Raw genomic sequence first — 16031 nt, 5'->3', positions numbered from 1 at the left:
GCGGCACGCATTCACTCAACTCGGTACAGGCCCCGCTGAGGCCAGGAGAGACCACATGGAAGCCCTCAAGGAAACACAGCTCTATTGCCCCTTCGCCTACATCGACGGCAGCTGGGTCGCTGCCGACAGCGGCGAACAGATCGAGGTCGTCAATCCGGCCACGGGGGAGACCTTCGGCACCGTGCCGCGCCTGGGGCGTGCCGAGACCGAACGCGCCATCGCCGCGGCCGATGCCGCCCTCGTCGGCTGGCGCGCCCTCACCGCCCAGGAACGCGCCGACATCCTGATGAAGTGGCACGACCTGATGCTCGACCACCAGGACGACCTGGCGATGATCATGACCCACGAGCAGGGCAAGCCGCTCAAGGAGGCTGCCGGCGAGATCGCCTATGCGGCGAGCTTCATCCGCTGGTTCGCCGAGGAGGCACGGCGCATCTACGGCGAGACCATTCCCGCGGCCAAGCCCAACCAGCGCATCGTGGTCACCAAGCAGCCGGTGGGCGTGGTCGGCGCCATCACCCCCTGGAACTTCCCCGCGGCGATGATCACGCGCAAGGCCGGCGCGGCGCTGGCCGCGGGCTGCACCATCGTCATCAAGCCGGCAAGCCAGACGCCGTTCTCGGCCACCGCCCTGGCACTGCTGGCCGAGCGCGCCGGCGTGCCCCGCGGCGTATTCAACGTGGTCCCCGGGCGTGCCGGCGAGATCGCTGCCGCCATGACCGAATCGCCGCTGGTGCGCAAGATCACCTTCACCGGTTCCACCGAGGTGGGCCGCGAGCTGATGTCGCGGGCGTCGCAGCACATCCAGAAGATCTCGCTGGAGCTGGGCGGCAACGCGCCGTTCATCGTCTTCGAGGACGCCGACCTGGACGCGGCGGTGGAGGGGGCCATGGCGGCCAAGTTCCGCAACGCCGGCCAGACCTGCATCTGCACCAATCGCTTCCTGGTCCAGTCCAGCGTGGTCAACGCCTTCTGCGAGAAGCTGGCGGTGGCGATGAACAGCGAGCTCAAGGTGGGCGACGGCACCGAGCCGGACATCAACATTGGCCCGCTGATCGACGGCAACGCGGTGGCCAAGGTCAGCGAGCACGTCCACGATGCCGTCGACAAGGGTGCCGAGCTGCTGCTGGGCGGCCATCCCCATCCGCTGGGCGGCAACTTCTTCACGCCGACGCTGATCAGCTTCGCCAACGGCGACATGAAGGTGGCCCAGGAGGAAACCTTCGGCCCGCTGGCAGCGGTGTTCCCCTTCGAGGACGAGGAGGACGCCGTGCAGATGGCCAACGACACCCAGTACGGCCTCGCCTCCTACTTCTACTCCCGCGACCTGGGGCGGGTGTGGCGCGTCGCCGACGCGCTGGAGTACGGCATGGTGGGCATCAACACCGGGCTGATCTCCAACACCGCGGCGCCGTTCGGTGGCGTCAAGGCCTCGGGCCTCGGCCGCGAGGGCGGCCATCAGGGCATCGAGGAGTTTCTAGAAACCAAGTACCTCTGCATCGATCTTGGTTAATAAACGGACTGCACTTGCGACGTTTCGCTGAGCTTCATATTGGTGCGGTTGATCGCAACGATGAGCGGCACCGGGGCAGGTCGAAGCGGAGGTCTTTTTCCAGGGAAGGAAAAAGTAGTGCCCAAGGATGGGTTCACAGCGCCTCCGCGCAGGCCTGTCGCCGGAGAGCCGCGACGTGTGACTGTCAATGTCCGCTATACGAGAAGCCCTCATCAACAGGATTGATGAGGGCTTTATTTTGTGCGGCCAAGTATGTCTGACCGAGATCCAGCGTCTTTAATGCCTGAAGTGGCGCATGCCGGTAAAGACCATGGCAATGCCCGCCTCGTTGGCGGCGTCGATCACTTCCTGGTCGCGCATGGAGCCGCCGGGCTGGATCACCGCGGTGATGCCGGCCGCCGCCGCGGCGTCGATGCCGTCGCGGAAGGGGAAGAAGGCGTCCGAGGCCATCACCGAGCCGGGCACGGACAGGCCCTCGTCGGCGGCCTTGATGCCGGCGATCCGCGCCGAGTAGACGCGGCTCATCTGGCCGGCGCCGACGCCGATGGTCTGACCGTCCCTGGCGTAGACGATGGCGTTGGACTTGACGTACTTGGCCACCTTCCAGGCGAACGCCAGGTCGCGCATCTCCTGTTCGCTGGGCACCCGCTCGGTGACCACGGTCAGCTCGTCGCGGCCGACCATGCCCAGGTCGCGGTCCTGCACCAGCAGCCCGCCGGTGACGCGCTTGAAGTCGTGGGCGTGCTCGCGCTCTCCGGGCCAGTTGTCGCCGACGTCGAGCAGGCGCACGTTCTGCTTCTCGGCGACGATGGCGACGGCGTCTGCCTCGACGCCGGGGGCGATGATCACCTCGACGAACTGGCGGTCGATGATGGCGCGGGCGGTGTCGGCGTCCAGCGGCCGGTTGAAGGCGATGATGCCGCCGAAGGCGCTGGTGGGATCGGTGGCGAAGGCCTTGTCGTAGGCCTCGCGCGGGGTGGCGCCGACCGCCACGCCGCAGGGGTTGGCGTGCTTGACGATCACGCAGGCGGTGTCGGTGAAGCTCTTGACGCACTCGAAGGCGGCATCGGTGTCGGCCACGTTGTTGAACGACAGCGCCTTGCCCTGCAGCTGGCGGGCGGTGGCGACGCTGGCTTCGCTGGCGTCGGCCTCGACGTAGAACGCCGCGTTCTGGTGCGGGTTCTCGCCGTAGCGCATGGCCTGCTTCTTGACGAACTGCACGTTGTAGGTGCGCGGGAAACCGTCCTCGCCGCCCGGCACTCGCTGGCCCAGGTAGTCGGCGATGGCGGCGTCGTAGCCGGCGGTGTGCTCGAAGGCCTTCACCGCCAGGTCGAAGCGCGTGGCATCGCTCACCGCCCCGCCCTGGGCCTCGATCTCGGCCAGCACACGCGCATAGTCGCCGGCATCCACCACGATGGTGGTGTGGGCGTGGTTCTTGGCGCAGGCACGCACCATGGTCGGGCCGCCGATGTCGATGTTCTCGATGGCGTCCTCGAGGGTGCAGTCCGGCCTGGCCACGGTCTGGGCGAAGGGGTAGAGGTTGACTACCACCATGTCGATCGGCGCGATGCCGTGCTCGGCCATCACCGCGTCGTCCTGGCCGCGGCGCCCCAGGATGCCGCCGTGGATCTTCGGATGCAGGGTCTTGACGCGCCCGTCCATGATCTCGGGGAAGCCGGTGTGCTCGGACACCTCGGTCACGGCAATGCCGTTCTCCTGCAGCAGCCGGAAGGTGCCGCCGGTGGAGAGCAGTTCGACACCGTGCGCGGCCAGTCCGCGGGCGAAATCGACGATGCCGGTCTTGTCGGAGACGCTGATCAGCGCGCGGCGTACCGGGGTGGGGGAAGCTGGGGCCATGGTGTGGTGCAACTCTTTATGGGAAGTGAAGGGGAGCCGGCAGGGGCAGCGCCTGGCCGCCCTCACCGGCCGGGTTCAGATCAGGTCGTGCTGCTTGAGCTTCTTGCGCAGCGTGCCGCGGTTCAGCCCGAGCATCTCGGCGGCGCGCGTCTGGTTACCCTGGGTGTATTCCAGCACGCTGGCCAGCAGCGGCGCCTCGACCTCGGCCATGACCATGGCGTAGAGGTCGGTCACGGTGCCGCCGTCGAGGTGGTCGAAGTAGCGTCGCATGGCGGCGTCGACGGCTTCGCGCAGGGGCTGCTCCGCCAGCGTGGCCGCCGGCAGGACGGGACTGTCGAGTTCCGGCAGGCCGGCGCAGGGGCTGGCCTCGAGGCCTGGCAGATCGGCATTGCGGTTGAAGGCTTCACGATTCATGCGGCACTGATTCCATTCGTTGCCCGGCGGAGGTCGGTCTCACTCTCCGGGCGAAAGAGAACGTCGATGAAGTCACACTGTTCGTCAGGCTGCTCGAGGGCGTTGAAGGCCGCCCGTAGCTCGCGCTGGCGGCCGGCATCGAAACGACGGTCGCAGGCGAGGTACCAGCCGAGATGCTTGCGCGCGATTCGCACGCCCATGTAATCGCCATAGAACTCATGCAGGGCGTGGAGATGCGCCCGCAGTACGCTGGCCCTCTCGCTCGGTTCGGGGGGCGGGCAGCTGTGTCCATGGCGCAGGTAGTGGTCGATTTCGCGAAAGATCCACGGATTGCCCTGGGCGCCGCGACCGACCATTACCGCATCCGCACCAGTATAGTCCAGAACCTGGGCGGCCTTGCGTGGAGAGTCGATGTCGCCGTTGGCGAACACCGGGATGCGCACGGCCTGCTTGATGGCGGCGATGGTGTCGTACTCGGCCTGCCCCTGGTAGCGCTGCTGACGGTGGCGGCCATGCACCGCCAGCGCCTGGATGCCGGCGGCTTCCGCCAGGCGTGCCACGCGCACGCCGTTGTTGCTCGCGGCGCACCAGCCGGTGCGGATCTTGAGCGTCACCGGGACGTCGACCGCCGCCACCACGGCGTCGAGAATCTCGGCCACCAGGCCCTCGTCGCGCAGCAGCGCCGAGCCGGCGGCCTTGTTGCAGACCTTCTTGGCCGGGCAGCCCATGTTGATATCGATGATCTCGGCGCCCTGCTCGGCGTTGAGGCGTGCCGCCTCGGCGAGCATGGCGGCATCGCCGCCGGCGATCTGCACCGCGCGCGGCCCCGGCTCGCCGCGGTGGTCCATGCGCTGGCGCGACTTGCGCGTGTGCCACAGCGCGGGATCGGCGGTGACCATCTCGCCGACCACCAGCCCTGCCCCCAGCCGGCGACAGAGCTGGCGGAACGGGCGGTCGGTGACGCCGGCCATGGGCGCCAGGATGACGCGGTTGGGCAGGCGGTATCGGCCGATCTGTGGCAGCGGACGGCTATCGGGCATGAGTCGGGTCAACGAGTTCGGGGCTGCATATCATACGCCCCCGGAGGGGCAGGGTGAAGGTGGCAGAAGGTCCCGGATTCAGGCCGGGCGACGCCCGCTCAGGCAAACCCAGCCTTCCCGGACCCGCGGCTCGTCCATCGTCAGGCCCTGATCGCGATACGCCTCGAGGACTTCGTCGGCCTGACGCTCGAGGATACCCGACAGGGCCAGTTGCCCCCCCTGGGCCACGTGGCCGGCAATCGTCGGCGCCAGCGCCACCAAAGGGCCGGCCAGGATGTTGGCGATCACCAGGGCGAAGCGCCGGTCGGCGGCCAGTTGCTCGGGATAGCACAACGAGAGTTCGTGCGCCGCGACATCGTTGCGCTCGGCATTGTCGCGGCTGGCCTGCAGCGCCTGGGGATCGATGTCGGTGCCGGTGGCCATCGCCGCCCCCAGCCTGAGCGCGGCGATGGCCAGGATGCCGGAGCCGCAGCCCACGTCGAGCACCTCGACGCCGTCGAGTTCGCCCGCCAGTGCCAGGCCGTCGAGCCATTCGAGGCAGAGCGCCGTGGTGGGGTGGGTGCCGGTGCCGAAGGCCAGTCCCGGGTCCAGGTGCAGGTTGACGGCGTCGGGGTCGGGGGGCTGGTGCCAACTGGGCACGATCCACAGCCGCTGACCCATGCGCAGCGGCTGGAAATCCTCCATCCACTCGCGTTCCCAGTCGCGATCGGCGAGCAGCTCGTGCTCGATCACGGGACAGGGTTCCCCCGGCAGCGTCTCGGCCCAGGCCGCCGCCAGCCGCTCCAGCATCGCCTCGAGGCCTTCCAGGTCGTCGTACAGGCCGCTCAGGACCGTCTCGTCCCACAGCGGCGTGGTGCCGCGCTCGGGCTCGAACACCGGGTCGTCATGGGCATCCTGGAGGGTGATGGCGGTGGCCCCTTCGGCCAGCAGCAGCTCCTCGAGCAGTTCGGCCCGCTCCGGGGCAATGCGGGCCTTGAGTTGCAGCCAGGGCATGGCGGTCTCCTGTGCAGGACGCAGGCGGGGTGGCCGTGGCCACCCCGCCGGGAGCGATTCTCGGTTCCGCTGACTTGCTAGGAGCCGAGCTTCTTCTCCAGGTAGTGGATATTGACGCCGCCCTGCTGGAAGTGGCCGTCGCGGACCAGGTCCTTGTGCAGGTCGGTATTGGTCTTGATGCCTTCCACCAGCAGCTCGTCGAGGCCGTTGCGCATGCGCGTCAGCGCGATCTCGCGGCTATCGCCCCAGGTGATCAGCTTGCCGATCAGCGAGTCGTAGTGCGGCGGCACCGTGTAGCCGGTGTAGAGGTGCGAGTCCATGCGCACCCCCAGCCCGCCTGGCGGATGGTAGAGGGTGACCTTGCCGGGCGAGGGCATGAAGGTGCGCGGGTCTTCGGCGTTGATGCGGCACTCGAAGGCGTGGCCGTTGACCTTGACGTCCTCCTGGCGGATCGACAGCGGCAGGCCCGAGGCGATGCGCAACTGCTCGCGCACGATGTCCACGCCGGTCACCATCTCGGTGACGGGGTGCTCCACCTGCACGCGGGTGTTCATCTCGATGAAGAAGAACTGGCCGTCCTCGTAGAGGAACTCGAAGGTGCCGGCGCCGCGATAGTCGATCTCGATGCAAGCCTGGCGGCATGCCTCGAGCACCCTGGCCCTTGCCTCGGGGTCGATGCCGGGAGCGGGCGCCTCCTCCAGGACCTTCTGGTGGCGGCGCTGCAGCGAACAGTCGCGGTCGTAGAGGTGGATGGCATTGCCCTTGCCGTCGGCCAGCACCTGGACCTCGACGTGGCGCGGCCGCTCGAGGAACTTCTCCATGTAGACCGTGCCGTCGCCGAAGGCGGCGTGGGCCTCGGTGCGGGTCACGTTGATCGCCGAGAGCAGGTGGCCTTCGGTGTGCACCACGCGCATGCCGCGTCCGCCGCCGCCGGCGGCGGCCTTGATGATCACCGGGTAGCCGATGCGCCGGGCGATGGTGACGTTGTCGCCCTCGTCGTCGCCCAGCGGGCCGTCCGAGCCGGGCACGGTGGGCACGCCGGCCTTCTTCATGGCCTCGATGGCGCTGACCTTGTCACCCATGAGGCGAATGGTCTCGGCGCGTGGGCCGATGAACACGAAGCCGGAGCGCTCCACCTGCTCGGCGAAGTTGGCGTTCTCGGAGAGAAAGCCGTAGCCGGGATGGATGGCGCTGGAATCGGTGACCTCGGCGGCGCTGATCAGCGCCGGGATGTTGAGATAGGACTGTGCCGAGGGGGCCGGTCCGATGCACACGGCCTCGTCGGCCAGGCGCACGTGCATCAGTTCACGGTCGGCCTTGGAGTGCACCGCGACAGTCTTGATGCCCAGCTCCTTGCAGGCGCGCAGGATTCGCAGGGCGATCTCGCCGCGGTTGGCGATGAGAACCTTGTCCAGCATAGGGAGTCCGCCAGTGTCGGTGAATGATCAGGAAATGACGAGCATCGGCTGGTCGAACTCGACCGGCTCGCCGTCCTCGACCAGGATCGCCTCGATCACGCCGTCACGATCGGCTTCGATCTGGTTCATCATCTTCATGGCTTCGACGATGCACACGGTCTCGCCCTTCTTGACGCTCTGCCCCACTTCCACGAACGGCTTCGAACCCGGCGCCGGGCTGCGATAGAAGGTGCCGACCATCGGCGAGGTCAGGGCGTGGCCCTGGTAGGCGGCCGGGGCTTCCTCGGCGGGTGCGGCGCTTGGCGCGGGGGCAGCGGCCTGGCTTGGAGCCGCCGGCGGGGCGGCATACTGCGGCATGGGTGCCTGGGGCCAGCTGACGCCGTTGGGGTGGCGGCTGATACGCACCGATTCTTCGCCTTCCTGAATCTCGATTTCGCTGATGTTGGATTCTTCCAGCAGCTCGATCAGCTTCTTGACCTTACGGATATCCATATTGAGTCTCGACCGGTGGGTAGATGGCGGTGGGCAAGGGCGCAGTCAACCCAAGCCAACTTTCAATAGATCGCGGCAAGATGGCGAACATTGCCGTCTCTATCGGCCTTGATAAGCGTTGTTGGCGGAGTGTGCCTAAAATTGCAGGGGATGTCCAGCCGATCGGGAACGCTGTTCGCTCGGGTGTCGCGCATGCCCGCAGGCGCGATCAGCCGCGCTGCCGTTCGAACCAGTCGAGCACCCCGTTGAGGTGACTGGCGAGCTCGCCGGCTCGCACTTCGCCCTGAATGCGGGCTTCGCGGATCTCGTCTTCCCCGCTGAAGAATAGCAGGCTCGGCGGGCCGAACAGCCCGAAGTGGTCGAGCAGTTCGCGAGTGGTGGCATCGGTGCGGGTGACGTCGACGTTGATGCGGGTGAACCGCGATAGCGGCTCGGCGACCTGGGGGTCGGGGTAGACCTGGCGCTCCAGTTGCTTGCACGAGATGCACCAGTCGGCGGTGAAGTGCACGAAGGCAGGCTGGCCCTGGCTCGAGCGCTCCCGCAGGGTGTCGCGCAGCGCCTCGAGCTCCTCCACCGTGGTGATCTCGACGTTGTCGGCGCCTTCGCCGGTAGCCGGCGCCGAGCCGAGCGCCGCCAGGGGGCGCAACGGGTCGCTGCCGCCCATGGCGGCGCCGAGCACCAGCGCGAAACCCCAGGCCAGCAGCAGCAGGCCGGCGGCCTGGCGTGCCCGCGGCCAACCCTGGGCCAGGTTGAACGACAGCGCGCCCAGCGCCAGGGCGCTGCCGATGGCCAGCGCGGCCCACAGCAGCAGGCTCACCGCGGGGGGCAGCAGGCGCTCCACCAGCCAGACCGCGACGCCGAGCAGCAGGATGCCGAAGGCGATCTTGACGCCGTTCATCCACGCGCCGCTGCGCGGCAGGGCGGTGGCGCCGAAGGTGCCGACCAGCAGCAGCGGCACGCCCATGCCCAGGCCCAGCGCCAGCAGCGCGGCGCCGCCCATCAGGGCGTCGCCGGTGGAGGAGATGAACACCATGGCGCCGGCCAGCGGAGCCGAGACGCAGGGCGAGACGACCAGTACCGAGAGCGAGCCGGCCCCGGCGAGGCCCAGCGGACCGCTGCGCTGGGCACGCGCCTGCCAGGCATCGACGCGATGCGCCAGGCGCGGTGTCAGGCGCAGGTCGAAGGCGCCGAACATCGCCAGCGCGAACAGCGCGAAGAGCAGGGCGAAGCCGATCAGCACGGGGGCGGACTGCAGGTGCGCCTGCAGGTTGAGGCCGGCACCGAACAGCCCCATCAGCACGCCGACCGCGGCGTAGGTGAGCGACATGCCGGCGACATAGCTGGCCGAGAGGGCGAAGGCGCGCGGGCGCGTGGGGTGCTGGCCGACGATGATCGAGGAGAGGATCGGTACCATGGGCAGCACGCAGGGCGTGAAGGTCAGCCCCAGGCCGGCGAGGAAGAACAGGCCCAGCGCCAGCGGCAGGCTGGCTTCGCCGATCAGGCGGCTGAAGCGACCGTCCTCGCTCTGCAGGGCGGGGGGCGTGGCGCCGCTGGCCGGTTCGGCGTCGCGCTCGGCACTCCCGCTGCCGCCAGCGCGCCAGTCGGCGAAGGCGGCCGGCATGGCACTGGCGGGAGCCTGCAGCTCGACCCGCTCGGGCGGGTAGCAGAGCCCGGCATCGGCGCAGCCCTGGAAGGTGACCGTGACGTCCAGCGGCCCCTCGGCGTCACCCTCCAGCGGTGCCTCGAAGACCACGCGATCGTAGAAGACGTAGACGTCGCCGAGGAACTCGTCGCTCTTGAACTCGCCGTCGGGAATGTCAGGTTCGCCGATCTCGAGCGCCTCGTCGCGGCTCTCCACCTCGAGCCGGTGACGATAGAGGTAGTAGCCCTCGGCGTTTTCGAAGCCGACGTAGAGGGTCTCGCCATCGTGCCAGGCGCTGGGCTGGAAGGCCTCCATCACCGGGAGGAATTCGTCCTCGCCGCTGGACGAAGAGAACCACTGGGCGTGGGCGGCCAGCGGCAGCCAGAGCAGCAGGCAGCAGAGCAGGCGGATGACGCGAACAGGGCTGGGCAACGCTAGGCACCTTCTGCAAACGAGAACGCGTAAGAAGGACCCGAAGCGGGATACCGAGTTCCCGCCCGGTCACATGCAAGGATAACCCAGGCGGCGTCGGCGAGAGAACCGCGGTGGGGGCATCTTCCCTGCGCCCCGATGTCGCATCCAAGCGCACGGGCCGCCCCGAAGGGCGGCCCGTGCGATGGCCGGCAGCGTCAGTCCTTCTCGTAGGCCGCGACGGCCTTCTCGATGGCCTTGTGGGCGGCATCGGCGCCCTCCCAGGACTCCACCTTCACCCACTTGCCCTTCTCGAGATCCTTGTAGTTCTCGAAGAAGTGCGCGATCTGCTGGCGCAGCAGCTCGGGCAGGTCGGTGACCTCCTGAACGTCGTCGTAGAGCGTGGTCAGCTTGGCGTGGGGCACGCAGACCAGCTTGGCGTCTTCCCCGGCCTCGTCGGTCATGTTGAGGATGCCGACCGGGCGGGCACGGATGATGCTGCCGGCCTGGACCGGGTAGGGCGTGACCACCAGGGCATCGAGGGGATCGCCATCGTCGGCCAGGGTGTGCGGAATGAAGCCGTAGTTGGCCGGGTAGAACATCGGCGTGGCCATGAAGCGGTCAACCAGAAGAGCGCCCATCTCCTTGTCGATCTCGTACTTGATCGGAGCGTGGTTGGCAGGGATCTCGATGGCGACGTAGATGTCGTTAGGGAGTTCCTTGCCGGCGGGGATGTGATCGAAGTTCATCGTCGCTTCCTTCGTTGGGCGAAAAGTGAAGACACCGCAAAATGCGCAGAATTATACGGACCAGGCCCGGGGATTACCAATGCGACATAGGTGAGGGTGGGAAGGGGGCGGCTTGGGCTTTGGTTGACAGGTTGCGTGGCCCGCAACCGTGTATGATGACCGTCGTCAGGCGGTTCGGCCAGCCATGCGGAGCGAGCGGTGATCAGTGGCGATATCATGAAGGAGCGCGTCGTGCCCTCCAATCGACTGGCGTTGAGCGTCGGCCAGGCGTTCGTGGCGCCGGATCGGCGGCGTCATCGCAGCTCCATGTCGGTGCGCATCCCCAGCGAGGCCGCTCAATCCGCCGCCAAGGGCGCCTGCGCGGTGATCAGCGACACCAGTTCACGCAATGCCATCGCCAAGCAGGCCGGGGACCTCAGCGTGCGGGGATTCCTGGCCGACTACTTCTCCACGCCGGATCACTGGGACGTGAAGACCTCGGCGACCCGCGTGCTGCGGGCGCTGAACGGCTGGTGCTACAGCCAGAGCAGCCTCGTCGAGGGGGGCAGCTACGTCGCTTCGCTCTCCGCCATGGTCTACCGCGGGCGTGACGCCTACCTGTTTCACATGGGCGACACCCTGGTCTTTCGCCTGCGCGGCGCCGAGTTCGAGCAGCTCACCCGCGATCATGTCAGCGACCTGGGCGGCTACCGCTACCCGTCCCGGGCGCTGGGGCTGGACGGCAGCATCGACATCGACCACATGCAGGTGCCGCTGAAACAGGGCGATATCTTCCTGTTCACGACCCAGGCGGTGCGCGGCACCCTGATGCCGTCCGACTACGTGCGCCTGATCCGCGAGGACGCCAGCGACCTCGATGCGGCCTGCGAGCGGCTGGCCGCGGCGGCACGGGAGCGGGCCCAGGAGCGGGGCTACGGCGCCGACCAGTTCTGCTTCCAGCTGGTGCGCATCGACCAGCTGCCCGAGGTCGAACGGGACCACCCCGGGCGGATCTACGGCGACCTGCCGATCCCCCCCGAACTCTCCCCCGGTGAGCGGATCGACGGCATGGAGGTGCAGGAGGTGCTGTCGCGCACCGCCCAGTCGCGGGTCTATCGGGTCCGCGACAGCCGCACCGAGCGCGAGATGGTCATGAAGGCCCCGAGCCCCGAGCTCTCCAACCGCAACGCCTACCTGGAGCACTTCCTGCTGCAGCAGTGGGTGGTGGAGCGGGTCAAGTCGCCCTTCGTGGCCCGGGTCATGGAGTCCTCCCGCCCGCGGCGCTACCTCTACTACCTGATGGCCTACGTCGAAGGCATGACCCTGACCGAGTGGGCTCGGCGCCATCCCCAGGCCAGCCTGGCCCAGCGACTCGATATCGCGATGCAACTGGGCAAGGCGGTCCAGGCCCTCCACCATCGCGAGGTGCTGCACCAGCGCATCCACCCCGACAACATCCTGATCGACACCCACGGCCAAGTGGTGCTGACCGACTTCAGCGCCTGCCACATGCGCGACCTGGACGGCCACCGGCGCTCCCGGGAACTGGCCCGCCAGACCGGCCTCTCGGAGCACAGCGCGCCGGAGTATGCGCTGGACGACAGCGTCGGTCGGCGCAGCGACCAGTATTCGCTGGCCTCGACGATCTACTGGCTGCTGACCGGGGAACTGCCCTACGAGCTGAGCCCGGATCGGCTGCGCCGCCATACCGACCTCGAGCAGCTGAGCTATCGCAGCGCCCGGCTGTACAATCCCGAGATATCGGCGCAGCTCGACGACACCCTGCGTCGCGCCCTCGATCCCCAGCGTTCGCTGCGCTTCCGGCGCATGTCCGAGCTGCTCTATGCGCTGCGGCATCACGACGGCCGCGGCCGCCCGAAGCGCCGCGACCCACGCCGGCTGCTGCGCGAGCCGGCCAACTTCTGGCAGGGCGTGGCGGGTATCCTGCTGCTGCTGCTGGTACTCTCCTGGCTGCTGCGGTGAGCCCCGCCCCGTCGCGATAACGACGAAGCCCCCGCCGGGGCGGGGGCTTTGCGCGAGGCCGGGGGCGGCTCAGAGCTTGAACGCGGGCAGCTTGCGCTCGGCCTTGGCCAGCTTGAGGCTCGCCACCTTGGGCAGCCCGTTCTCGTACGGCGGGTAGTCCTCGCCCTGGATCAGCGGGGCCAGGTAGCGACGGCAGGCCTCGGTAATGCCGAAGCCATCCTCGCGGATGTACTCGCGCGGCATGAACTTCTCGCGATTGGCCACTTCGGCCAGCGGCGCGGACTCGATGCGCCACTCGTAGGGGGTGTCACTGACGCGCTTGATGGCCGGCATCATGGCGTTCTTGCCGGCGATCGCCAGTTCCACCGCCTGCTGGCCCACGGCATAGGCCTGCTCCACGTCGGTGCGCGAAGCGAGGTGGCGTGCCGCGCGCTGCAGGTAGTCGGCCACCGCCCAGTGGTACTTGTAGCCGAGGTCCTGCTTGACCATGCCGGCGAGGGTGGGCGCCACGCCGCCCAGCTGGCGGTGGCCGAAGGCATCGGTGTTACCCGAGTCGGCAAGGAAGGTGCCGTCCTCGTAGCGTGCCCCCTCGGAGACCACGATCACGCAGTAGCCGTACTTCTGCACGCACTCCTCGACGCGGGCCATGACCTTGCCGCGCTCGAAGGGCACCTCGGGGAAGATCACCAGGTGGGGCGGCTGGCCCTCGCCTTCGCCGGCCAGGGCGCCGGCGGCGGCGATCCAGCCGGCGTGGCGGCCCATCACCTCGAGCACGAAGACCTTGGTCGAGGTGGCGCACATGGAGGCGATGTCCAGCGAGGCTTCCAGGGTGGAGGTGGCGATGTACTTGGCCACGCTGCCGAAGCCCGGCGAGTTGTCGGTGATCGGCAGGTCGTTGTCCACCGTCTTGGGCACGTGGATCGCCGTCAGCGGATAGCCCATCTTCTCGGAAAGCTGCGAGACCTTGAGGCAGGTGTCGGCGCTGTCGCCGCCACCGTTGTAGAAGAAGTAGCGGATGTCGTGCGCCTTGAACACCTCGATCAGCCGCTCGTACTGGGCGCGGTGGCTCTCGATGTCCTTGAGCTTGTAGCGGCAGGAGCCGAAGGCGCCGCCGGGGGTATGGCGCAGGGCGGCGATCGCCTCGTCCGACTCCTGGCTGACGTCGATCAGGTCCTCGGTCAGGGCGCCGATGATGCCGTTGTGTCCGGCATAGACCTTGCCGATGCGGTCGGCGTGTTGGCGACAGGCTTCGATCACGCCGCAGGCGCTGGCGTTGATCACGGCGGTGACACCGCCGGACTGGGCGTAGAAGGCGTTATGCTGGGCCATGGGGCTTGCGTGCTCCTGGTCTCGTGCGGGGAAGTATCCGTTTCATGCTTCACGACAAGGCGAGACATTTTAGACGAAAGGCGGCGAACCTGCACGCCGCTGGAGGGGCGCCGCCGCGCCGTGCTAGTCTGCCGGTTCCTTTCCGGCGGGCATGGCCCGCCAGCTCTACCTGGTGATTTAAGGTCGGAACTCCATGCACCTTCATATTCTCGGTATCTGCGGCACCTTCATGGGTAGCCTGGCCCTGCTGGCGCGCGACCTGGGGCATGCCGTCACCGGCTCGGACGCGGGCGTCTACCCGCCGATGAGCACCCAGCTCGAAGAGGCCGGCATCGGCCTGCATGAAGGCTATGCCGAGGCCAACCTGACGCCGCGCCCCGACCTGGTGGTGGTGGGCAATGCGCTGTCGCGCGGCAACCCCGAGGTGGAAGCGCTGCTCGACCAGGGCATCCCCTACGTCTCCGGCCCGCAGTGGCTGGCCGAGCACGTGCTGCCCGGACGCCGGGTCATCGCCGTGGCCGGCACCCACGGCAAGACCACCACGGCGAGCCTGCTGGCGTGGCTGCTGGAGTCGGCCGGCCTGGCGCCGGGCTTCCTGATCGGCGGCGTGCCGCGCAACTTCGGCGTGTCGGCGCGTCTCGGCGCCGTCGGCGGCCCATTCGTGGTCGAGGCCGACGAGTACGACACCGCCTTCTTCGACAAGCGCTCCAAGTTCGTCCACTACCGCCCCGAGATCGCCGTCCTCGGCAACCTGGAGTTCGACCACGCCGATATCTTTGCCGACCTCGCCGCGATCGAGCGCCAGTTTCACCACCTGGTGCGCACCGTGCCGCGGCGCGGTCGGCTGCTGGTGGCCGATGGCGAAGCGGCGCTGGAGCGCGTGCTCGCGATGGGCTGCTGGACGCCGGTGGAGCGCTTCGGCAGCGCCCCCGAGAGCCCCTGGCGCCTGGCGCTGGAGCGCGACGACGCCTCGCGTTTCCGGGTGATTCACCAGCAGGGCGAGGCGAACGAGGATGCCGTGGTCGACTGGGCGCTGACCGGCACGCACAACGCCCGTAACGCCCTGGCGGCACTCGCCGCGGCTCACGTCTGTGGCGTCGACCTGGCGCGGGGCTGCGCCGCGCTGTCGCGCTTCGAGACGCCGCGCCGCCGCCAGGAGGTACGCGGCGAGGTCGCCGGCATCCAGGTCGTCGACGATTTCGCCCACCACCCCACCGCCTTCGCCGCCACCCTCGAGGGGCTACGCGCCGCCACGCCTCGGGGACGCCTGCTGGCGGTGATCGAGCCACGCTCCAACACCATGCGTCTGGGCACCATGCGCGACCGCCTGACGGCGAGCGTTGCCGCCGCCGACCGGGTCTACTGGTACCAGCCGCCGGGCCTCGACTGGTCGCTGGAGCCGGTGGTGCAGGCCAGCCCCGTGCCGGCGCAGCTCGAGGAGGACATCGACGCCCTGGTGGCGGCCCTGGTGGCTGAGGCGCGTCCGCTCGACCGCATCGTGGTGATGTCCAACGGCGGCTTCGGCGGGATTCACGAAAAGCTGCTGGCGGCGCTCGAGGTGGCCCATGGCTGAGCCGGCGTTGCGCGCCCCCGTCACGGTGGCGCTTACCGGGGCCTCCGGGGCCCAGTACGGCCTGCGCCTGATCGAGGCGCTGGTGGCGGCCAGGCACGAGGTGTGGGTGATGATCTCCAAGGCCGCGCACCTGGTCGTCGAGACGGAGACCGATGCTACCCTGCCGGCGCGTCCCGAGCGGCTGGCCCAGGCGCTGGTCGAGCGTACCGGGGCGGTGGCGGGCCAGATCCGCTGCTTCGGACGCGAGGAGTGGATGGCACCGGTGGCCTCGGGGTCCGGCGCCCCTTCCGCCATGGTGATCTGTCCCTGTTCCACCGGCACGCTGTCGGCGGTGGCCACCGGCGCCAGCAACAACCTGATCGAGCGTGCCGCCGACGTGGCGCTCAAGGAGCGCCGCCAGCTGATCCTGGTGCCGCGCGAGACGCCGCTGTCGACGATCCACCTCGAGAACATGCTGACCCTGGCGCGCATGGGGGCGGTGATCCTGCCCGCGGCGCCCGGTTTCTATCACCGTCCCGCAAGCGTGGAAGATCTCGTCGACTTCGTCGTGGCGCGGATCCTCAACCAGCTCGGCATCGAGCACCGCATGCTGCCGCGTTGGGGCGAATGAGGTGTACCGGCGCGTCATCGCCATGTCA

Annotated in this window: 13 protein-coding genes; 4 read left to right on the top strand and 9 right to left on the bottom strand. The window is 68.6% G+C overall.

The genetic code is table 11. The features are described 5' to 3' along the window. Nucleotides 1-55: 55 nt before the first annotated feature. Nucleotides 56-1513 carry an NAD-dependent succinate-semialdehyde dehydrogenase gene (locus DIS04_RS13155; protein WP_111414229.1) on the top strand — a complete coding sequence of 486 codons (1458 nt, stop codon included), beginning with the start codon at nucleotides 56-58 and terminating at the stop codon, nucleotides 1511-1513. 276 nt (nucleotides 1514-1789) lie between these two features. On the opposite strand, the gene purH is transcribed toward DIS04_RS13155, so the two are convergent. The 8 genes from purH to ppa form a co-directional block, all read right to left on the bottom strand. Further along, a complete protein-coding gene (gene purH / locus DIS04_RS13150) occupies nucleotides 1790-3370 on the bottom strand; it encodes a bifunctional phosphoribosylaminoimidazolecarboxamide formyltransferase/IMP cyclohydrolase (RefSeq protein ID WP_111414228.1) in 1581 nt (526 codons plus the stop codon). 75 nt (nucleotides 3371-3445) lie between these two features. Continuing rightward, nucleotides 3446-3784 (bottom strand): DNA-binding transcriptional regulator Fis, encoded by a 339-nt coding sequence (gene fis / locus DIS04_RS13145; protein ID WP_111414227.1) that lies wholly within the window; start codon nucleotides 3782-3784, stop codon nucleotides 3446-3448. Beyond that, nucleotides 3781-4824 (bottom strand): tRNA dihydrouridine synthase DusB, encoded by a 1044-nt coding sequence (dusB, locus tag DIS04_RS13140; RefSeq protein ID WP_111414226.1) that lies wholly within the window; start codon nucleotides 4822-4824, stop codon nucleotides 3781-3783. Before dusB ends, fis begins: the two co-directional genes overlap by 4 nt. Nucleotides 4825-4902: 78 nt before the next feature. Beyond that, nucleotides 4903-5817: a 50S ribosomal protein L11 methyltransferase gene (gene prmA, locus DIS04_RS13135; protein WP_111414225.1), complete on the bottom strand. Its 915-nt coding sequence runs from the start codon at nucleotides 5815-5817 to the stop codon at nucleotides 4903-4905. A 77-nt stretch (nucleotides 5818-5894) separates the two neighbouring features. After that, on the bottom strand, nucleotides 5895-7235 hold the full coding sequence (gene accC / locus DIS04_RS13130) for an acetyl-CoA carboxylase biotin carboxylase subunit (protein WP_111414224.1): 1341 nt from the start codon (nucleotides 7233-7235) through the stop codon (nucleotides 5895-5897). 27 nt (nucleotides 7236-7262) lie between these two features. Further along, nucleotides 7263-7727: an acetyl-CoA carboxylase biotin carboxyl carrier protein gene (gene accB / locus DIS04_RS13125; protein WP_111414223.1), complete on the bottom strand. Its 465-nt coding sequence runs from the start codon at nucleotides 7725-7727 to the stop codon at nucleotides 7263-7265. A gap of 208 nt (nucleotides 7728-7935) precedes the next feature. Beyond that, nucleotides 7936-9801, bottom strand: coding sequence for a protein-disulfide reductase DsbD (dsbD, locus tag DIS04_RS13120; protein ID WP_111414222.1), 1866 nt, complete (start codon nucleotides 9799-9801; stop codon nucleotides 7936-7938). Between the two features lie 197 nt (nucleotides 9802-9998). Beyond that, the gene (gene ppa, locus DIS04_RS13115) at nucleotides 9999-10529 is read right to left on the bottom strand and encodes an inorganic diphosphatase (protein WP_111414221.1); all 531 of its coding nucleotides are present in this window, start codon (nucleotides 10527-10529) and stop codon (nucleotides 9999-10001) included. A gap of 216 nt (nucleotides 10530-10745) precedes the next feature. On the opposite strand from ppa, the gene DIS04_RS13110 reads away from it, so the two are divergent. Further along, complete coding sequence (locus DIS04_RS13110; protein WP_422667994.1) at nucleotides 10746-12491, top strand: protein kinase domain-containing protein; 1746 nt, start codon at nucleotides 10746-10748, stop codon at nucleotides 12489-12491. Nucleotides 12492-12560: 69 nt separating this feature from the next. On the opposite strand, the gene DIS04_RS13105 is transcribed toward DIS04_RS13110, so the two are convergent. Beyond that, nucleotides 12561-13820, bottom strand: coding sequence for a 6-phosphofructokinase (locus DIS04_RS13105; protein ID WP_111414220.1), 1260 nt, complete (start codon nucleotides 13818-13820; stop codon nucleotides 12561-12563). A 193-nt stretch (nucleotides 13821-14013) separates the two neighbouring features. Between DIS04_RS13105 and mpl the strand changes: the two genes are divergently transcribed. Beyond that, nucleotides 14014-15393, top strand: a complete 1380-nt coding sequence (gene mpl / locus DIS04_RS13100) for a UDP-N-acetylmuramate:L-alanyl-gamma-D-glutamyl-meso-diaminopimelate ligase (protein WP_111414219.1) — start codon at nucleotides 14014-14016, stop codon at nucleotides 15391-15393. Further along, on the top strand, nucleotides 15386-16003 hold the full coding sequence (locus DIS04_RS13095; RefSeq protein WP_111414218.1) for a flavin prenyltransferase UbiX: 618 nt from the start codon (nucleotides 15386-15388) through the stop codon (nucleotides 16001-16003). The genes mpl and DIS04_RS13095 overlap by 8 nt, the downstream gene beginning before the upstream one ends. The last annotated feature ends 28 nt before the right edge of the window (nucleotides 16004-16031 follow it).

It is taken from the genome of Billgrantia lactosivorans (assembly GCF_003254665.1).
Classification (GTDB): Bacteria; Pseudomonadota; Gammaproteobacteria; order Pseudomonadales; family Halomonadaceae; genus Halomonas; species Halomonas lactosivorans.
Note: the sequence above shows the minus strand (reverse complement) of the source record. Positions and strands in the feature narration are given on the sequence as shown.